Genomic DNA, 18,836 nt, shown 5'->3' with positions numbered 1-18,836 from the left:
GATCAACGCGCTGATCGCCTTGGCCAATGCCGCTATCATCATCCGATGCCTTACCCGAACCGCCTGGACAACCCACCGATGGGACACCCGCCCAGCCCGCCAACCATGACCTACCGGCGCACGCTCTTAGTGCAACGTCGGAGCTTCTAGCGCGCGGGTCCAGCTATTCGGTTCGTTACAGACCCAAGTCCCTCAACCGCCACTTTTACTTGGTCACCGGCCTCTAGGAGCCATTGCGGAGACCTTGCGTAGCCCACGCCGGATGGCGTGCCAGTGGCTAGGATATCGCCAGGCCTGAGGGTGAGAGAACGTGAAATCCATGCGAGTGTCTCCGGAGCGGTATGAATCATGTCTGACGTGTTTCCATCTTGCACTACGGCATCATTTACCGTGGTCGTGATCTGGAACCCCTTGTTGAGATCGTCGGTAGAGTCCGTGGGCACCATGGGTCCCAACGGACCCGAAGAGTCGGCGTTCTTGCCCAGCGTCCACTGACTAGTTAGCTTCTGTGCTACTCGAGCAGTGAGATCATTGAATACAGAGTAGGCAACGACCGAAGTTCGCGCTTCCTCGACAATGGAGTTATCCAAAGGATCGCCAATCCAGACCGCTACCTCTCCTTCCCAGTCGAGTCCAGCTTCGTACCTTGGGACTTTCACATCGGTTCCGGAGACGGTCAGGGTTGACGGCCATCGGCCGAATATTGTGGGATACCGGTTGGCCGTCTCAGCTCGATAGCTTCCTTCCGTCACATGGTCGTGATAGTTCAGTCCCACGCAGAAGATTCGGGCCGACGGAAGGACAGGCGGAACGATTTCCGCTTCGTCGAGCGGAAGCACAATTTGGGGTGCCTGGCTAAACCAGTGCCTAGGGTTCGTCCAGAATTCTTCTACAGTAGTCAGGATTCCGAGTACATGACGCGGCTCGTCTCTGATGGCGACGCAGACGGTGCCCTGGTACTTAATTCCGACAAATTGTGGTTTCGAGTCCATTCTGCTTCTTTCGCTTCGTGCTGCGCGTTTCTTGCCGGAAGGTTTCTCATGATCGCGAGAACTAGACGCCCACCGACCCCGTTGACGTGATGTACATCACCATATACAGTCTAAGTATGCGGAACTCAGACCCGGATAGCAAGAATGGGATTCAATCAATTGAGCGTGCGGCAGCAATCCTCCGCATGTTCACCACGGCTGAGCCGCGAATGACTATGACAGAGATCAGCTCCCGAATGGGATTGAGCAAAGCAACGGGGTATCGGTACGTCTCCGCACTCCGAAGTGCCGGACTATTGAGGCACGATGAGAGCCGCGGGGACTATTCGCTGGGTACATTGATTCTGAACTTTGCCAGCGCGGCCCTGGCTGGCTTACCCCTGATAAGCACTGCCGAGCCTGTTATGGAGCGGCTCGTCAGGATTACTGGGGAGACCGCAGTTCTATCAATTTGGGACGGCGGGTCACCCGTCGTCGTCCGGGTGAACGACAACTCTGAGCGCGCAGTCACAGTCCGGGTACGCACTGGCTACCGGTTGGGGCCTAATGCAGCGCAGTCACAGATCTACCTTGAACATGGGTTCACCATCCGTACGAACGATGGCAATACCCATGCACTGGACTCCGTTCCAGACAACCCAGGCACGGTATATGTCCACACGAATCCGTCTCTGGGCACCCGCACGGTAGCAGCACCTGTGTACCTAGGCAGTCGCCTCGAAGCAGTACTCGGTCTGATTGGAACAACTTCTACGATTCCAGATTCCTTAGATTCTGACATCGCCAAGGCGCTTGTGGCAGGCGCAGACGCGGTAAGCAGCGGATTGCCAGACCAAGAGTCATCAGACAAACAAGGATGAATCACCAACTGGAGGAACAAGTCATGTTCAACTCAAAAAGAATCACCACATTCGGTGCCCTCGCTGCACTTCTGATCACAGCCTGCGGATCAGACTCAGACGATCCCGATGACTCAGAGGCCACGGTCCCCGACGAGTTCAACAGGATGGTCCTGGTTGGGGCGTCTCAAGGTGGAGAACTCTACAACTGGGTAGTCGCAGCTTCGCACGTATTCAATACTGAACTCGGGATGGAAACTAGTGTGCAAGCGGGTGGCACGCAGCAGAATGCACTTGATATGGAGTCAGGGTCTATAACTTTCGGAACGACGTCCGTTAGTGACCTCATCCAGATCTCGGAGGACGAGGCTGGTCCAGAGAGCATCGAAGAAACGAATATCAGGACGCTCTGGGCTGGCATCTCCACACCTTTCCACGTAATCGTTGCTCAGGATTCGGGAATCGAGTCGCTAGAGGATCTTGAAGGTAGAACGATCGTCACCGGGATTACTGGATCGCTTGAGTCCGAAGTGGCACTTACAGTACTGGAATGCGCTGGAGTCGGGGACAGCGTCGACGTCCAGAACATTGGGAAGGACGAGGGGGCCGCAGCATTCACGGATCGGTCCATAGATGCTTGGACAGGATTTGGTGGGAGGCCCACAGCTGCGTTCCTTCAGGCCTTTGAGTCGAATCGAGGGGCAGAACTCCTCGAGCTGGACGACTTTACTCGGGACTGCGTTACCCAAGAATTCTTTGATCTGGTTGAGTCCGAGATCCCAGCCGAGACTTACCCTGGGCAGGAAGACGCGGTAGCCACGCTGGATCAATGGTTCTATGCAGTAGTTCCAGCTGATATGCCCGATGAGGTCGCAGAGCGACTGGCGCTCACATTGGCTGAGCACCAGGACCAACTGCAGTCAGCGCTGCCTTCGGCGGAGTACTCAACAGCAGAGAACACAGCAGAGTTCCCCGGATTTCAACTTCACCCGGGAACCGTGAGCGCCCTTGAGGAGCTAGGGGTGCCAGTTGAATGAGCGGAACCAACAACCTGATTGCTGCCAAAAGGGAAAAGCCCCTAGTTGATGCGTCGGAAGAGCGGGCAGTTCCTCAGGTGCTGGGGCAGATTCGAGACCTGTCAGGAATTGACCGATTCAGGCTCATTGCTCTTCTTGCAGTGTCCGTATCGTGGGTAGGGTGGCAAGTTTGGATAGCAGCCACAGTGCCGCCGTCGCCGGTGCATGCACGTTCGATCCATCTCGGATTCGGGTTTGTCGTCGCTTTTCTTCTTGCTGGCAGGATCGTCTCGTCCCGAACCAAGCGGCTTGCTGTCGTGATCGATGCAGCACTGATACTGCTGGCTGTCGGCTGTCTAGCTCACTTATACATTAACTTTGAATATCCAGACTTTCGTCGGCTGGCAAACCCTGAACAGCTGGATCTTGTTCTCGCGGTGACCATACTGGTGCTCGTCCTGGTCGCTCTGTGGAGAGTTACTGGGCTTCCTCTTGCTGTTACCGTAGGCCTGGCACTGGCCTACGCATTCTACGGCCAGTTTGTACCTGGCCCGGCTGGGCATGGGGGCTTCTCACCGGAACGAGTGCTCTCAATCCTGTATCTGCAACTCGAAGGCTTGCTCGGCTCCACCACTGGCACTTCAGCGACGATGATCTTCCCAGTGCTGATGTTTGGGTCAATGTTGCTGGCGTTGGGAGGGGGTCGCTTCTTCACACACTTGGCGATTGCCTCACTGGGACGGACAAAAGGTGCGGGAGGAAAGATTGCGACTGTGGCTTCTGCACTCTTCTCTACTGTCACTGGAACAGGCGGTAGTGGCGTAGCTGCCACTGGAAGTCTGACTATCCCCCTCATGAAGAGGACGGGGTTTAGCGCAACTCGGGCAGCTGGGATTGAGTCTTCTGCTTCAATCGGTGGACAAATCCTTCCTCCTGTTATGGGGGCTGCAGCTTTCGCGATGGCCGAGCTACTGCAGATCTCTTACGCTGAGATCGTCTTCTACGCATTGATTCCGGGCATCCTCTATTTTGTGACGATATTCATCACGATCCACTTAGAGGCATCCAGGACCAGTGCAGAGCCGATACCAGAGTCGGAGATCCCGAAATTGCTCCCGACGTTGCGTTCCGGAGGGCATTTCATTGTTCCACTAGTAGGTTTTGTCCTTCTGATAGCTGCTTTCGAGATGTCTGTCGGGCGATCCGCCTTGATGGCAACTGGTGCACTCATCGTCCTCGAGTTTGGTCGGCGACTGCTTACCAGGTCGGATCTTTCCGTCACCGACCTCTTGGATGGCTGCGTCCAGACTGCTCGCACCGCTGTCATCGTTGCCATCGCTGTAGGTGGGATCCAGATTCTCATTGCAGTGGTTGGACTGACGGGATTGGGGGTCAAGCTATCGTCGCTCCTTATTGGCCTGTCAGGGGGAAATCTAATTTTCCTGCTGATTCTTACGATGGTCGCTTCCATCCTTCTAGGCACGGGACTCCCTACACTGCCAACGTACTTGGTCCTCGCTGTTCTAGTTGCCCCAGCATTGATTGAGTCTGGCGTGCACCCGATAGCAGCTCATCTGTTCATCTTCTACTTCGGCGTCTTTGGGGACCTCACCCCACCCACGGCACTTGCACCAACGATCGCTGCGGGTATCGCCAAAGCACCACTGCTGCGGTCGATGCTCTCGGCAGTCCGCTACGGAGCTCTAGGGTTCGTCCTTCCCTTCATTTTCGTCGGTTCCCCAGGGCTGCTTCTTCTTGAAGGACCAGGACAAGCCCTGATCGATGTCGCGGTTGCACTACTTGCAGTCGTATTAGGTGGTGTGGCTATTGCTGGCTTCGGATTGACGCAGGCGTCAGTCACAGAGCGACTTCTGGCAGCTTTGGCTGCCATTTCGCTAGTGCTGCCCATGCTTGAACTGAGGGTTGCTGGGCTGTTAGTCGCAGTTGTACTCGTTACGTGGCAGGTAAGAAAGGCGAGGATTGCGAGAAATGAAAAATCAATCAATGAGAAGAAGGATTTATAAATGAGCGTCTCTAATGATCGCCCACTGGTCATCACGAATGGTCTTGTGATCGACCCAGTCTCCGGGATAAATGGAACTTCCCTTGACGTCCGGGTCGAGAATGGATGCGTCGAGTTTATTGGAGAGAGCATGGGCTACTCTTCTGGCGACAAGGTGTTAGATGCAACGGGTCTTACTGTGACTCCAGGGCTGGTTGACGTTCACACGCACATCTATGAAGGGGTTTGTAAAGTTGGTTTGAACCCTGTCGAAGCACACTACTTGAGGGGTGTCGCCGCAGCGGCCGATGCTGGGTCAGCCGGGGCATCAAACTTTAAAGGGTTTCGAAAGTTCATCACAGAACCAGCCCCGTTCAGAATCCTCTCATTCCTGAACGTGTCCGTTCTCGGGCTGATAGACCAGAGGTACGGGGAACTGGTTCGGCCCGAAGCGCTACATCCCGAGGATATCGCCGAGGTCTACACTGCCAACAAAAGTGTTATCAAGGGGCTGAAGATCCGACTATCTCATGACATTGTGCCACCCGGTGACATGCTCGATACGCTCAGGCAGGCTGTAGATATTGGAGAGGAACTGTCCATTCCACTTATGGCCCATGTTGGACATACCGAGCAGACTCTTGCTGAGATTGTCGAAGTACTTCGTCCGGGTGACATTGTGACCCATTGCTTTACCGGTAAAGGGAACGGCATACTCGTCGATGGCGAGATCGACCCCAAAGTGCTCGAAGCACGCGAAAGAGGAGTGCTCTTTGATGTTGGACATGGTACGACTCAAATGTCCTATGCCATAGCTCGGACGGCGATTCAGAATGGTTTTGCGCCCGATCTCATCGGTTCTGATCTGTCGATGAACAACTGGCAGACTCCAGCTTTTGATCTGGCAACAGTTATGAGCAAGATGATCGCCTTAGGGATGTCCTCGATTGATGCCCTCGAGGCAACGACTGCAAGGCCAGCGGAAGTGTTGGGTATCGGCGGAGAAGGCTACGGGGCAATAGTCCCTGGGCTTCCTGCTTTCCTGACCATCTTTGAAGTCGGTAAGAGTAGAGTTACTCTCCCAGACTCGGCTGGTGATGCACTCCCAGTTGACCGTTGGGAGCCCAAGTACTTGGTTACAGGTGGGAAGATTCAAGAGACCATTGCGTGGCGGGGCCTGGACAAGGGGCTAGAGTGAACTTCGTCACAACAAGCCAGGGCATCGGGCAGGTCTTGTCTGGTGAAGCTGCCATTCTGGATTTGCAGGCAGAGAGCTGGCTGGAATTGCTGCAAGAGCCGGATTGGCGAGACGGGCTCGAAAAGGTCGACATCAGAAAGCGTATTCCGCTGTCCGCTCTCGAAGTCTATGCACCGATAACACCACGGGACTTCTGGTTGGTAGGTTCCAACTATCCAGGCAGAGGAAAATCTGGCTCCGAGGAGCCTTCGTTCTTTCTCCGCTCATCGTCCAGTCTGTCTGGACCAGGAAGCGCAGTGAGGATTAACGAGGGTTGGGGCTTTGACTTCGATGCAGAAATCGCTGTCGTTATCGGAGCTCCAACCTACAGAGTTAAAGACCGGGATGCTTGGTCGCATATTGCCGGATACACGGGTTGCAACGACATGACGGCTCGAGAGTTTCTGCAGAATGGGCGCGGTGCGGCTGTCGCCAAGAGTTACCCTGGCTTCGGAGCACTCGGTGCCAGTCTAAGGATTGTGGACGCCGATCCTGGACCACTCAACATCTCACTGGAAATTGACGGGAAGGTTTGGCAGGAAGGTGTCACTAGTGACATGTTGTACAGCATCAGCGAGTTGGTCGCGAAACTCAGTTACAGCTGTCCTCTGAGACCTGGGGATGTCATTGCAACAGGGGCTCCAAGCAGGACTAAGAGTGAGCCGCCCATAGCTCTAGGAACAACGATGCGTCTTCATGTTGACGGTGTTATGCCTTTGGAGACTCGAGTCGAGGAAGCTGCTTCATGGTTGGACGAGTGAGGCTGAGCCTAGGATTCCGGGCTGCGGGGATCTTCGTGAAGTCATTGGATCCGGACTTAATCAGAGCGGCGGCGACAGCGGGTGTTGACTACGTAATTGTTGATACCGAGCACAGCGCGCTGAGTGTCTCGGAGGTGTGTACGCTCGCTGGGGTGGCGAGCGATCGCGGCCTCCCCACGCTGGTGCGGGTCGCTTCGGAGAACTTGGTTGATGTTGGCAGGTTCTTAGAAGCGGGCGTTGACGGACTGCAACTCAGTTCGATAACCCGTGTAGACCAGGTTGATGAACTCATAAAGGAAGTTCGGTTTCCGCCGCATGGGCGGAGAGGTTCCTCGCGCTCTCATAGAACCGCGCGGTTTGGAAGTATCCACCTTGAGGACTACTTGCGGTCCGAGCCTCCCCTCTTGATCGGTCAGCTCGAGAGTGCTGAGACAGAAGATCCACTCGAGAAAATTATGGGGTCTGGTCTCGATGGAGTCTTCATCGGTGCGGAAGACCTGGAAGTGTCTTGTAGGGCTAGCGGAATCGTCACTTCTGAGCGAACTGAAGACATCATTTCCACCGCAGAGTCTTTGGGGATCTCTTGGGGGATTGCGACCAACACGCAGAGCGGGCAGGAGTGGCTTGAGAAGGGGGCTGAGTACATAACCGTGGGAGCCGACTATTCGATCTTCGCCAGAGCCCTCAACGAGGCGTTGCATGAGCTACGCAACCGAGCCTGAATGAAAGGGAATGATGTGAGCAGGACGTCTACCGAGATTTTCAATCCAGAGCTGCTAGACAGCGTTCGTCAGCTTTCGGCTGAGTTCAATTGGCTCCTAGACAAAGAGCAAGGGCGAGGTATAGATCGCCTGTTCGCTCCAGATGGCGTCTACGACTTGAACGGGCAGATCGTAGCCGGGCGTGAAGCGATCCAGAGGGGCTTCAAAATGCGAGCTTCCACGGAGCAACCAAGGACCTCTTTACACGTGACAACCGACGTCCGCGCTTTTCGTGCAGATGGGTCGATACACAGCACCTCGACGATGCTAGTTTTCGCGGGGGATGGCCCCCCGCCGTTACGTGCGGTGGGACCTGCCGTGGCTGCTACAGTGCGGGATCAGATAACTGACGTTTCCGGCAGATTGCATTTTAAGAGGCGGGAATTGGAGTACATCTTTCTTAGTGGCGCACCGTTGTCAACGCCAGCTGGTCGATAAGGCAGCATTTGTTGATTACTAGCACCTATTACTAGAGAAGAGGAAGTCTAAATGTATCCCAAAGATGATCCGAGAAGTGTTCTTGAAAAAGTCGCGCCAACACCTTCAGATGTCGGCGCACTAGGTGCTGCGGCAACTGTCGAGGTGGATAATCAGCCGCCTGCGATAGAGCATGAGGGCGGAGCTCGGACGTGGACAACTTCAGGTGATGGATTCCGCGCGGCCTACAGCCGATTGAATGCCGGTCAAAAAATTCGGGCAGGGGACAGTGATGAGCCGTACCTGCTATACGTCTCTTCAGGGGAAGTGGCCATCGAGAATGAACACCAATCAGAGAATCTCCGCGCGGTAGTTCAGGAGCCCTCAGTTCTGCTGGTCCGAGAAGGCGCACTAACTATCCGGGCTGAGAGCGCGTCGGCATTAGTTTGGGCACTGCCACGTGACTCCAACGTCCTAGAGAATCCGCTTCAGCTCAGCCGATACGATGAGACCGAGAGTCATTCTGTAGCGGTCTACTCTTTGTCTGACGTTGAGGAGGACCCTTCGCGGTTCGGGAGAATATTTAGCAGTGGAGCCGTGATGATGAATGTACTTCCCATGACCTACAGCGAACGCGACACAACAGTACTCTCGCCGCATTCACACAACTTCGCTCAATGCACGGTGACAATTGAAGGTCGCTTTATCCACGATCTCCGAGTCCCTTGGGGAGCAGATATGATGCAATGGGTAGAGGACGAACACAGAAAGTGCAACTCTCCATCATTGACGGTCATTCATCCGGGAATCATTCATACCCTCCGATGGGGTGATGGGAGAAGCCACTTCGTCGATATCTTTGGGCCCCCTAGAGATGATTTCATAGAGCAAGGATGGGTGCTGAATCTCGACGATATCTAGCGCCAGATCGTTAGGTACGCGGGCGACGAGGCTATGTCGTAGGTCAGACTGGAGCGGATGGACGGTGACGAGGTGACTCAGCGAGTGAAACTGTGGGAGCCCAGCCCGGAACGGGTCGCAGTCTCCGAGCTACGACGGTTCCAGGACTGGGTGGCCGAGCGGCACGGCCCCCGGACCGAGACCTACCAGGAGATCTGGCGCTGGTCCGTAGATGACATCGACCGGTTCTGGGACTCGGTGTGGGAATACTTCAACGTGCTGGGGCAGCGCAATGACGCGCCGGTCCGCCAGGGAGAGACCATGCCCGGGGTGCGCTGGTACCCCGGCGCGCAAGTCAACTACGCAGAGAACCTACTGCGCTGGGCCGCCGAACGCCCCGAGGCCGAAGCCCTGGTTGGGCTCCACGAGGACGACCGCCGCGAAGCGCTGACCTGGGGACAGCTGGTCGGGCAGGTTGGCGCGCTCGCCGCCCACCTGCGCAGGCTGGGGGTGCAGCCTGGAGACCGGGTCTGCGCGGTGCTGCCGAACATCCCACAGGCAGTGGTCGCCCTGCTGGCCGCTGCGGCAGTGGGCGCGATCTGGTCCGTGGTTAACACTGACTTCGGGATCAAAGGCATCCGCGACCGCTTCGAACAGATCGAACCCACCGTGCTGATCACCGTGGACGGCTACCAGTTCAACGGCAAGCACTACCACCAGTTGACTGCCCTCCCAGAGCTGCTTCAGGCGCTGCCCACTGTGCAGCACCACATCCTGGTGGCCAACGACGCCGCCCCGGGCACCACAGTGCCCGGGAACCTGCCGGTGCCCAGCAGCGGCTTCGACCAGATTGTGGCCCAGCCCCAGCAGCCGGACTTCGAACCGGTGGAGTTCAGTCACCCGCTCTGGGTGCTCTACTCCTCAGGCACTACGGGCAAACCCAAAGGCATTGTGCATTCTCACGGAGGAGTGGTGCTGGAGTCACTGCGCGCCAACGGGCTGCAGTACGATGTCCGACCGGGGGACCGGGTCTATTTCACTGCGGCCACCACCTGGGTGATGTGGAACATCATGGTCGATGCCATGTTCTGCGGAGCCACGGTGATCACCTACGACGGTGCCCCGGCCTACGGTGCCCCGGACAAGCAGCTGGCGATCTGCGCCCAGGAGGGGGTCAGCTACTTCGGGACCGGTGCTGCGGTGCTGACCATGATCCAGAAGTCCGGGCTCTCCCCGGGCCAGCGCCACGACCTCTCTGCTCTGCGGTTTGTCTTCTGCTCGGGCTCTCCACTGCCCGATGCCGGTTGGGAATGGATGTACCGGGAGGTCCATCCTGATTTCCGTCTGGGCTCGGAGTCCGGGGGTACTGATGTGGCCTCCGCCTTTGTGGGGTCCAACCCCTTCGACACGGTCTACCGGGGTGAGCTAATGGGCCCCTATTTGGGAGTCGCCGCGGATACCTTCAATGAGGCGGGGGAGCCGGTCGCCGGAGAGGTGGGGGAGCTGGTGATCACCAAGCCGCTGCCCTCGATGCCGCTGTACCTGTGGAATGACCCGGAGCTGGTCAGGTTCAAGGAGGCCTACTTCGACGTCTTTGAAGGCGTCTGGTGCCACGGGGACTGGGCCACCCAGCTTCCGGGTGGGTCACTGATCATCCATGGCCGCTCGGACTCCACCATCAACCGTGGCGGCATCCGGATGGGCTCAGCCGATATCTGTCAGGTAGTCGACGAGACCCCGGGAGTCCAGGCTTCGATGGTGCTGGGCGTGGAACTCGCAGACGGGGGCTACTACATGCCGCTGTTCGTGGTGCCACAGCCCAACCGCACCCTGGACGAACAGCTCCAAGCGGCCATCATCCAACGCATCCGCACTGAGCTTTCACCCCGCTACGTCCCGGACGCCATCGTCCAGGCCCCCGACCTGCCGCGCACTCGCACCGGCAAACTGATGGAGGTGCCGATCAAGAAGGTCTTCCAGGGCAAGGATCCCGCCACCGTCGACCGTGAAGCCGCCGCCGACCCCGGCACCCTCGAATGGTTCCTCTACTACGCCCAAGACTTCTCCCACTGCCAGGATAGTGCGGTATAGTGGCTAGCTGTGCCCAGGCGAGGGGGCTTACATCTGATCTGATGTCAGCCCCGTGATCGACAGGGAGCTGTTTCTGACGGCCGGATCCGGCGTCGTCGTTCTTCTCTCCTTCTGATCAGCTTGGCGAAAACCACCTACTGAAGAAGGAACCCAATGGCTGACAAGATTCAGATCGCCGCTGAGACCCGCACCGAGTTCGGCAAGGGTTCAGCCCGCCGCGCCCGCCGCGAGGACAAGATCCCCGCCGTCATCTACGGCCACGGTGAGGACCCTCGCCACGTACTGCTGCCCGGCCACGAGACCGCACTGGCTGTGCGCAACCCCAACGCTCTGATCACCCTGGACATCGAGGGCGATGAGCAGATGGTGGTGCCCAAGGACATCCAGCGCGACCCGATCAAGCCTTGGATCGTGCACCTGGACCTGTTGGCCGTGCGCAAGGGCGAGAAGATCGTGGTGGACGTGCCCGTGGAGGTCATCGGCGAGCCGGCAGACGGCTATGAGCACTTCCTGGAGCAGCCCACTGTGTCCGTGGAGGCCGATGCGCTCAACCTGCCGGAGTCCATCAGCATCGACGTCTCCGGCCGTGAGGAGAACGCCCTGCCCGATGCCCTCATCCTGCCCGAGGGTGCCGAGCTGGCGCTGACCGACCTGGAGTCCCCGATCGTCTCCGTCTACGAACCGCAGGAGCAGGAACTCGAGGATGAGGCCGCTGAAGGTGCCGAAGAGGGCGAGGCCGCTGAGGGCGAGTCCGAGACCTCCGGTGAGTCTGCGGGTGACTCAGAGGGCGAGTGATCTCGGATTGAGCACTGCTCGGTAGGCTAGTGCCTATGGCAGAAAACGCATGGCTGATAGCGGGTCTCGGCAATCCCGGGGCTCGCTATCAGCACACCCGGCACAATATCGGCCAGATGGTGCTCGATGAGCTGCTGGAGCGCATGGGTGCGGCCTACCAGCGCACCAAGGTCGGCGCCAAAGCCGTGGGTGCTCGGCTGGGCCAGGGCGGGCCCAAAGCAGTCTTCGCCATCTCCGAGGGGTATATGAACAACTCCGGAGAGCCCTTCCGCAAAGTCATGGACTACTTCTCCGTGCCTCCGGAGCAACTGGTGGTGGTCCACGACGAACTGGACATTGACTTCGGCCGGCTCAAGCTCAAGCGCGGCGGCTCCGAGGGCGGGCACAACGGGCTGAAATCCATCACCCAGTACCTGGGCGGGGACCGCAACTACATCCGGGTGCGGGTCGGCATCGGTCGGCCGCTCGGGCGGATGTCCAGCGCAGACTACGTGCTGCAGAAGTTCTCCGCCGCCGAGCAGAAGGAACTGCCCGAGCTGATCAGCAGAGCGGCCGACGCCGTGGAATCAGTCCTCCTCGAAGACCTGGTCACGGCCCAGAACCGCTTCCACTGAGATGCTCCGTTACCAAAATCAGGCGGTTATTGGAATATCTGCGGTTCATGAGATGCAGACAATCCAACAAGTGCCTGATAAACCGACTGGGCGGGTTAGCCCTGGTTCTTGATGAACTTTGAAACTTCTTTGGCCTGGAGCTCTACGAACTTGGCAATATAGGGCTCCGCCTGGGCCTTGAGCTTCTTGCCGATCAGCGGGACCTTCACCTCCACATCCCCGCGCACCGTGGAGAGTGTCTCCGCCTCCCCGCGGGCATGCAGGTTCTGTGCGGCCACCGACTTCACCGGTGCCCCGGAGATAGCCACTTCCGTATCAGAGCGCCGTGAACCGGCGGCGTCGGGCGCACTCCAGGTATCGGTGATGCTCACGGTGACATTGCCCTTGAACACCTTCTGGGCCAGAGCCGGCAGCTTATCGGCCGGCATCTGCTGCACCGAGCTGATCACGAACCCGCCCTCGGCAGCCTTCTGCACCTCGAAGCTCTTTAGCGTAGAGCCGACCTTGCCGGCCAGATGCTCATGGAAAGCTTCACTGGCGTAGGCCTCTACGATCTTCTCCACAGAGTGCGGGATCACTTTCTCAGCTTCGATGGCCACGGTTGCTCCTCCTAGGTTGGGGCGGGTCTCCTGAGCTCATCAGGTCCGGTGCTCATCCTACCGCCCAGCGGTTGCTCACCGAGGGCGCACACCGTGGATCAGCAGCCCTTCTGCATTGCGCTGACCTGGGGGTATCATGTCTACAGTGACGATTTCGAGCCTTTTTCTGCTGATCGGCGGTTTTGTCCTCCTCGTGCTCGGTGGTGAAGCGCTGGTCCGCGGAGCAGCCTCGCTGGGCAAGACCGTGGGCCTATCCTCCCTGATCATCGGGCTGACCGTGGTGGCCTTCGCCACCTCCGCCCCCGAGCTGGCCGTCAGCGTGGGCGCAGCCCTCACCGGCTCACCCGGTCTGGCTGTAGGCAATGTGGTGGGCTCCAATATCGCCAACATCCTGTTTGTGATGGGACTGACCGCTATCTTCGGCGCCCTGCTGGTGAAGGTTCAGCTGATCAAGGCAGATATCCCCATCATGATCGGCTTCTCTGTGCTGGCCCTGGTCCTGGCCCTAGACGGCGGATTCTCCGTGCTGGACGGCATTCTGCTGTTTGCACTGCTGCTGGTCTACCTGGTGGGCACCATCTGGTTCGCCCGGCGTCAGAAAGTCCGCGGCATCGACCCCCAGCTGGGCGTGGAAGAGGTGCTCAACGAGGGTGCGGGCCGGCTCACCGCCAAGCTGCGGGCCACCGCCCTGCGCTCCACCACCGTGGACATCTTGCTGGTGGGGCTTGGCGTGGCGATGCTGGTGCTCGGGGCCCAGTTCCTGGTCAGCTCCGCGACCTCCATCGCCTCTGCGCTGGGCGTCAGTGAGCTGATCATCGGGCTGACCATCGTGGCCATCGGCACCTCCTTGCCGGAGCTGGCCACCTCCGTCATCGCCGCGGTGCGCGGGGAGCGTGATATGGCGGTGGGCAATCTGGTGGGCTCTAACATCTTCAACATCGGTGCCGTACTCGGCTTGACCAGTATGGTGGCCCCCAACGGGGTGGCCGTGGAGGCCGCCGCGATCAACTTCGACTTACCGGTGATGATCGCTGTTGCACTGGTGCTGCTGCCCCTGGCCTTCACCGGACAGGCCATCGCCCGCTGGGAAGGCTTCGTGATGACCGCGATGTACGTGGCCTATGTGGTCTACCTGATCCTCGCCTCCGCGGACCACCAGGTGCTGCGCCCCTTCAGCGCAGCGATGCTCTGGTTCGTGCTGCCGATCACTGCGCTATGGTTGGCTGCCATGGCCGGCTACGAGCTCGGCCGCCGGCGGGGCGAGAAGAGCACAGTCGAGGACGACGCCTCACCCACTCAGCAGCCGGAAACTGCCCCAGAGCCCACGGCCTCCTGAGTATTGGTGAGAGCCTCATCGCCTACTATGCCGATATGGAAAGGAACCGACGGCCCCGTACTGGTGCAGGAGGCATCGCTTCGCCCGTGCTCTTCAACCGCCTGCTCGGATTCCGGGCGACTCTCAGTCGCCTCGGATGTTGTGTCGCGAGTGCCGCATGCCATTCGGCGCAGTCGGGTCTTGGAAGACTGCGGGCAGGCTCGCGCCTTGGCTCGGCTCAATCGGGCGTTGCACTCAGTCTCATCTTGCTCACCGGCTGCGGAGGCGGCGGCGGTGAAGCTGATGAGTTGGACTCGGAGGTGGAGTACCAGCCGGCCTCGCTGAACGAGGCGCAGGCGGTGGATGAGGTGGTGGCCGCCTCCACAGCTTTCGGCACTCAGACGCTCAGCGAGCTCTCCCAGGGTGAGAACCTGGTGATCTCCCCGGCCGCACTGACCGTGGCGCTGGCCATGCTGGCCGAAGGCGCTGGTGGTCCGGCCCAGCAGCAGCTGGATGAGCTGCTGGGCGCCTCCGGGGCGGAACGTAGCGCGGCGTTCAGCGCTCTGCAGGCCGCTGTGGGTGAGTACGACGGCGACCCTGCGGTGGTGCAGGAGGATGAGCTGCCGGAGACCCCGGTGCTGCATCTGGCCAATCAGCTGGTGCTGGACGGTTCCGCTGACCCGGACACTGCGTTTCTGGACGCGCTGGCACAGCACTACGACGCCGGAGTGGTCACCACCGACTTCTCCGCGGAAGTGTCCAAGGAGCTGCTGGATGACTGGGTCTATGAGCACACCGGGGGTCTGATCGAGGAGTCCGCGGTGAACGCTCCGGACCCCGAACTGGTGTTCGTACTGCAGAACGCCATCCTGATGGCCGCCCAGTGGGAGTCCCAGTTCGACCCGATGAGCACTCGCGAACAGGACTTCACCACTGCTGGAGGGTCCGTGGTCCAGACCGAGATGATGCGCCAGACCCTCACCGCCGATTACACCGAGTACGACGGCGCCCAGGTCATCCGGCTGCCCTATGCCGAGGGTTTCGCCATGGACGTGGTGCTGCCCGCTTCTGGGAGGGCAGCCGAGGAGTTCAGTGCAGACGCCTGGGCGGTGGTGGATGAAGCCTTCGCCGCAGGGGAGACCGAGCTGGTGCGGCTGACGATGCCGAAGCTGGACATCGCCACCAGCGAGGATCTGGTCTCCATGCTGACCGACCTGGGCTATGGGGATGTGATGGCCGGCAATGACCTCTCGGCGATCGACCCAGCAGTGTTCATCGGCCAGGTGGCCCACCAGGCGGTGCTCACCGTGGATGAGAAGGGTACCGTGGCCGCGGCGGTGACCGAAATCGCCGGGACGACCTCCCTGCCGGTGGAGGAGTCCGAGCCGGTGGAGATGACCGTGGATCGGCCCTACGCTCTGCGGATCGTGCACACCGAGACCAGCTGGCCGCTGTTCATGGCCGCCATCTACGATCCCACCCAGCAGTAGCTTCCGACACAGTCGGCCGTCCTGCTGAGAGCAGAACTGCCCGCAGCAGAGAAACCCGGCCCAGCTGGACTGGACGGGGCAGGCTGGGCATATGAGCGAAGAGAACACCGGCCGGTACGTCACCGGCCAGATGCTTCAAGAACTGGCCCACCGCCGCGTGCTGGTGCTGGACTCCGCCCTGGAGGACGACAACGGTGCCTGGCTGATGGCCAAGCTGCTGACCATCGCCGCAGACCAGCCCGGGCAGGGCATCTGGCTGTGGATCAACTCACCGGGCGGATCAGTGCCGGCGATGCTGGCTATCCGCGACATTATGCGGACCATCCCCAACCAGGTCTCCACCCTGGCGCTGGGCATGGCCGCCAGTGCGGGGCAGTTCCTGCTCTCCGGAGGAACACCGGGGCGAAGGTTCGCTCTGCCCCATGCCAAGATCCTGCTGCACCAGGGATCCTCGGGCATCGGCGGGACTGCTGCCGATGTGGAGCTGGCTGCTGAGGAGCTGCGGGATATGCGAGACACCGTGCTGAGCATCATCGCCTCCGACACCGGTCAGCCGGTGGAGCGGGTCTTCGAGGACTCACTGCGCGACCGCTGGTACACCGCCGCCCAGGCCAAGGAGTACGGGTTCATCGACCACATCGTCACCGACTTTGCGGAGGTGGCGCCCCTGGCCGGCCGGCACCCGGTGGGCCTGACGGCGGCAGTGGGGCAGGCGGCGTCGTCCCCGGCGGGAGGCAGACCATGAGCAGCTACACCATTCCTCATGTCGTCAGCCGGGATGCGCGCGGTGAGCGAGTGATGGACGTCTATTCGCAGCTGCTGGCCGAGCGGATCATCTACCTGGGCACCGCGATCGACTCCGGGGTGGCCAATGCGGTGATCGCCCAGCTGCTGCACCTGGAAGCCGAATCGGTGGACACTCCGCTGAACCTCTACATCAACTGCGAGGGCGGGGATCCTTCGGCGATGATGGCCATCTACGACACGATGCAGTACATCAAGGCACCGGTGGCCACCACCTGCGTGGGGCAGGCCTTCGCCGCGGGAGCCGTGCTGCTGGCCGGGGGAGCTGCCGGCAGTCGGGCGGTGCTGCCGCATACCCGGATTGTGCTGCATCAGCCGGCGATCAACACCGGCCGAGCCTCGATTCCGGATCTGATTCTGCATGCTGATGAGCTGGTCCGGGTGCGCGGTGAGATCGAGCAGGTCTTGGCCCACCACACGGGGCAGCCTGCAGAGACTCTGCGTCGGGACACCGCCCGGGACCGGGTGTTCACCGCGGAGGCGGCGGTGGCGTACGGACTGGTTGACGAGGTGCTGCACAGCAGATCCGAGCTCCTGGGCGGAAGACCTCAGGCCACCAGGGACAGCTGAGGGGCGCGGGAAGAGTTCAGCGGCGGCAGAGAAGCGGAGTCTGAGGAGGGCTGTGCGGAGAGTCGGGTGCTGAAGGAGATCCGCTGCAGCTCATCGGCCACATGCGAGGTGAGTTCCACCAGGGTCAGCCCCAAAGCCCCGGTGATTGCGGCGATCATCTCCGATGAGGGTTCCTTACGACCCCGCTCGATCTCGGAGAGGTACTGGGCGGAGACCCCGGACCTGGCGGCCAGCTCGGTCAGGGTGAGCCCGCGCAGCTTGCGCAGCCGGCGCAGTCGGGCTCCGAGCACCTCACGCCACAGCGGTTGAGCAGTGTGACCGTCCGTCCGGTGCTGTCGGCGCTGCTGACTGTTTCGACGCTGGGCGAGCTCATCCATGGGAGTTACGTTACCCAGCCGCCCCGTGTCTGGGACAGGCCTTCTGCCCACAGCAGAGGGGGATCACATCGGGTAAGCGCGGACACCCAGAGCGTGGGTGACAGCTGGGTTCCCACTGAGCTTGGCAACTTCCCGGGTCATTCCTTCCAATATCTGACGCGGCTCGGCGTGGTCACCGAGCTCGGCCAGATAGGCCTGATGCGCCTGAAGGGAGCGGATGGCCTGCTCCAGGGGCTCTCCGGAGACATCGATGAGGTGGCTGGGCTCGGCATTGGCCACCAGCAGCCAGTCCGCGCCCCAGGGCTCAAGTCCCTCATCCTCCAGCAGCTCGGGAAAGACCCAGGGGTTATCGGCGTCGCGGACAGCATCGACTGTGGCCAGCCCGGCCGCCCGGTGGTCGGCATGGTTCAGCCCCCATTCCACCTGCAGCTCCCAGGGCTGGGTGAGGACGGCCTCGGGCCGGAAACTCCGGATCTGCCGGGCGATCAGCTTCCGTGTTTCCAAGTCAGGCTGCAGCATGCCGTCGGGGAGGTCGAGCACTGTGAGGTCCTCGACTCCGACCTCCGCACAGGCCGCCCGCTGCTCCTGGATGCGCAGCGGGCCGACCTCCTCCGGTCGCCGGCTGCGCATCCCGGCCTCCCCTGCGGTCAGCAGCAGGTAGGAGACTGTGATTCCCTTGGCAGTCCAGCCGGCGACGACCGCGGAAGCGCCGTACTCCATATCGTCGGGGTGGGCCACTATGCACAGCACGCGGCTGATCCCGCTGTCGTCGAAGGGCGCCAGGGTGCTCATTGGGCCAGCCTAGGCCAGGGAGAGGCTGCTGTCATCGTGGCCTGGGCCAGGAGTCCTCCGCAGATCAGAGCGGACGGCCAGGGGTTCACCTCTGGAGCCGTCCCACGTAGCCTGGGCAGGACAGCAAGGACCCTGGGAAAGGAGCGCATCATGTTGGTGGCATTCTCCGTTGCCCCGACCACTTCCAACGAGGACGACGACGGTTCTGTCACCGAAGCGGTGGCCCAAGCGGTAAAAGTCGTCAAAGACTCGGGTCTGCCGTATGAGCTGAACTCCATGTTCACCATTGTTGAGGGAGAGTGGGACGAGGTCTTCAGCGTGATCCGACGAGCCACCGACGTCGTCGCCGACACCGCGCCGCGGACCTCATTGGTCATCAAAGCCGACATCCGGCCCGGTTACACCGGCCAACTCACCGAGAAGGTCCGGCGGGTTGAGGAGGAGCTCGGCGGGCTGGTTTAGCC

20 protein-coding genes and 1 pseudogene are annotated in these 18,836 nt (G+C 60.3%); 17 read left to right on the top strand and 4 right to left on the bottom strand.

Annotated features, from left to right (window positions below; genetic code table 11):
* Positions 1 to 109: pseudogene (locus F0311_RS18315) on the top strand (IS5/IS1182 family transposase); the annotation flags it as partial.
* 37 nt (positions 110 to 146) lie between these two features.
* Here the strand turns inward: F0311_RS18315 and F0311_RS02175 are convergent.
* Positions 147 to 992, bottom strand: a complete 846-nt coding sequence (locus F0311_RS02175; RefSeq protein WP_150460323.1) for a fumarylacetoacetate hydrolase family protein — start codon at positions 990 to 992, stop codon at positions 147 to 149.
* 89 nt (positions 993 to 1,081) lie between these two features.
* Here F0311_RS02175 and F0311_RS18905 point away from each other — a divergent pair, with 89 nt between their 5' ends.
* From F0311_RS18905 to pth, 11 genes are all read left to right on the top strand, one after another.
* Positions 1,082 to 1,852: an IclR family transcriptional regulator gene (locus F0311_RS18905; RefSeq protein ID WP_396897407.1), complete on the top strand. Its 771-nt coding sequence runs from the start codon at positions 1,082 to 1,084 to the stop codon at positions 1,850 to 1,852.
* 23 nt (positions 1,853 to 1,875) lie between these two features.
* A complete protein-coding gene (locus F0311_RS02165; RefSeq protein ID WP_191089690.1) occupies positions 1,876 to 2,868 on the top strand; it encodes a TAXI family TRAP transporter solute-binding subunit in 993 nt (330 codons plus the stop codon).
* The gene (locus F0311_RS02160) at positions 2,865 to 4,871 is read left to right on the top strand and encodes a TRAP transporter permease (RefSeq protein WP_150460320.1); all 2,007 of its coding nucleotides are present in this window, start codon (positions 2,865 to 2,867) and stop codon (positions 4,869 to 4,871) included. The genes F0311_RS02165 and F0311_RS02160 overlap by 4 nt, the downstream gene beginning before the upstream one ends.
* A complete protein-coding gene (locus F0311_RS02155) occupies positions 4,872 to 6,047 on the top strand; it encodes an amidohydrolase family protein (RefSeq protein WP_150460319.1) in 1,176 nt (391 codons plus the stop codon).
* Positions 6,044 to 6,847, top strand: a complete 804-nt coding sequence (locus F0311_RS02150) for a fumarylacetoacetate hydrolase family protein (RefSeq protein ID WP_191089689.1) — start codon at positions 6,044 to 6,046, stop codon at positions 6,845 to 6,847. Before F0311_RS02155 ends, F0311_RS02150 begins: the two co-directional genes overlap by 4 nt.
* A complete protein-coding gene (locus tag F0311_RS02145; protein ID WP_150460317.1) occupies positions 6,832 to 7,569 on the top strand; it encodes an HpcH/HpaI aldolase family protein in 738 nt (245 codons plus the stop codon). The genes F0311_RS02150 and F0311_RS02145 overlap by 16 nt, the downstream gene beginning before the upstream one ends.
* On the top strand, positions 7,570 to 8,046 hold the full coding sequence (locus tag F0311_RS18900) for a nuclear transport factor 2 family protein (RefSeq protein WP_150460316.1): 477 nt from the start codon (positions 7,570 to 7,572) through the stop codon (positions 8,044 to 8,046).
* A gap of 51 nt (positions 8,047 to 8,097) precedes the next feature.
* Positions 8,098 to 8,946, top strand: coding sequence for a cupin domain-containing protein (locus F0311_RS02135; RefSeq protein ID WP_150460315.1), 849 nt, complete (start codon positions 8,098 to 8,100; stop codon positions 8,944 to 8,946).
* 57 nt (positions 8,947 to 9,003) lie between these two features.
* On the top strand, positions 9,004 to 11,016 hold the full coding sequence (locus tag F0311_RS02130) for an acetoacetate--CoA ligase (protein WP_150460314.1): 2,013 nt from the start codon (positions 9,004 to 9,006) through the stop codon (positions 11,014 to 11,016).
* A gap of 153 nt (positions 11,017 to 11,169) precedes the next feature.
* Entirely contained in the window at positions 11,170 to 11,811 is a 642-nt protein-coding gene (locus F0311_RS02125) for a 50S ribosomal protein L25/general stress protein Ctc (protein ID WP_150460313.1), read from the top strand.
* A 35-nt stretch (positions 11,812 to 11,846) separates the two neighbouring features.
* Positions 11,847 to 12,425, top strand: a complete 579-nt coding sequence (pth, locus tag F0311_RS02120) for an aminoacyl-tRNA hydrolase (RefSeq protein WP_150460312.1) — start codon at positions 11,847 to 11,849, stop codon at positions 12,423 to 12,425.
* A 95-nt stretch (positions 12,426 to 12,520) separates the two neighbouring features.
* Here the strand turns inward: pth and F0311_RS02115 are convergent, their stop codons facing one another.
* Positions 12,521 to 13,024: a DUF2505 domain-containing protein gene (locus F0311_RS02115; RefSeq protein ID WP_150460311.1), complete on the bottom strand. Its 504-nt coding sequence runs from the start codon at positions 13,022 to 13,024 to the stop codon at positions 12,521 to 12,523.
* A gap of 145 nt (positions 13,025 to 13,169) precedes the next feature.
* On the opposite strand from F0311_RS02115, the gene F0311_RS02110 reads away from it, so the two are divergent.
* From F0311_RS02110 to F0311_RS02095, 4 genes are all read left to right on the top strand, one after another.
* Entirely contained in the window at positions 13,170 to 14,360 is a 1,191-nt protein-coding gene (locus F0311_RS02110; RefSeq protein WP_223881073.1) for a calcium/sodium antiporter, read from the top strand.
* A 299-nt stretch (positions 14,361 to 14,659) separates the two neighbouring features.
* Entirely contained in the window at positions 14,660 to 15,829 is a 1,170-nt protein-coding gene (locus F0311_RS02105) for a serpin family protein (RefSeq protein WP_191089687.1), read from the top strand.
* Between the two features lie 91 nt (positions 15,830 to 15,920).
* Positions 15,921 to 16,574 carry a ClpP family protease gene (locus tag F0311_RS02100; RefSeq protein WP_150460308.1) on the top strand — a complete coding sequence of 218 codons (654 nt, stop codon included), beginning with the start codon at positions 15,921 to 15,923 and terminating at the stop codon, positions 16,572 to 16,574.
* Positions 16,571 to 17,203: a ClpP family protease gene (locus F0311_RS02095; RefSeq protein WP_150460307.1), complete on the top strand. Its 633-nt coding sequence runs from the start codon at positions 16,571 to 16,573 to the stop codon at positions 17,201 to 17,203. Before F0311_RS02100 ends, F0311_RS02095 begins: the two co-directional genes overlap by 4 nt.
* On the opposite strand, the gene F0311_RS02090 is transcribed toward F0311_RS02095, so the two are convergent.
* Together F0311_RS02090 and F0311_RS02085 are read right to left on the bottom strand one after the other, a co-directional pair.
* Entirely contained in the window at positions 17,182 to 17,580 is a 399-nt protein-coding gene (locus F0311_RS02090; protein WP_150460306.1) for a helix-turn-helix domain-containing protein, read from the bottom strand. The two genes, F0311_RS02095 and F0311_RS02090, sit on opposite strands and share 22 nt — an antisense overlap.
* Before the next feature lie 63 nt (positions 17,581 to 17,643).
* The gene (locus F0311_RS02085) at positions 17,644 to 18,372 is read right to left on the bottom strand and encodes a PIG-L deacetylase family protein (protein WP_150460305.1); all 729 of its coding nucleotides are present in this window, start codon (positions 18,370 to 18,372) and stop codon (positions 17,644 to 17,646) included.
* 150 nt (positions 18,373 to 18,522) lie between these two features.
* Between F0311_RS02085 and F0311_RS02080 the strand changes: the two genes are divergently transcribed.
* Positions 18,523 to 18,834 (top strand): thiamine-binding protein, encoded by a 312-nt coding sequence (locus F0311_RS02080; RefSeq protein WP_150460304.1) that lies wholly within the window; start codon positions 18,523 to 18,525, stop codon positions 18,832 to 18,834.
* The last annotated feature ends 2 nt before the right edge of the window (positions 18,835 to 18,836 follow it).

The sequence above is a fragment of the Nesterenkonia ebinurensis genome (genome assembly GCF_008711175.1).
GTDB lineage: Bacteria > Actinomycetota > Actinomycetes > Actinomycetales > Micrococcaceae > Nesterenkonia > Nesterenkonia ebinurensis.
The sequence above is the reverse complement of the archived record's forward strand: the minus strand, read 5'-3'. Positions and strand labels throughout refer to the sequence as shown.